The sequence below is a fragment of the Bacillus sp. SIMBA_074 genome, from assembly GCF_046534555.1.
Lineage (GTDB): Bacteria > Bacillota > Bacilli > Bacillales > Bacillaceae_G > Bacillus_A > Bacillus_A mycoides.
Map to the genome: position 1 here is coordinate 1 of NZ_JAWRYM010001142.1, position 240 is coordinate 240.

Annotated in this window: 1 pseudogene; it reads left to right on the forward strand. The window is 40.4% G+C overall.

The features are described 5' to 3' along the window. Window positions 1–32: 32 nt before the first annotated feature. Window positions 33–240: pseudogene (locus SB773_RS34310) on the forward strand (IS4 family transposase); the annotation flags it as partial.

Below are 240 nucleotides of genomic sequence, written 5' to 3' on the forward strand. Positions count from 1 at the left end.
TGGGGTTTACGAGAAAGGATGGTGTTTTTTTTATGAATCCTATCATCTCCAGTGAACTGACACTTTTTGCACAAGAATTACAACGTTTTCTATCTCCAATTGTCCTACAAGAAACTGCCAAACAGGTGGGCTTTGTACAACGATCTAGTAAGTATCAAGCAAATGGACTTATCGCCCTTTGCGTTTGGCTCAGCCAAGAAGTCGCTAGTACATCACTTACGCAATTATGTAGTCGTTTAG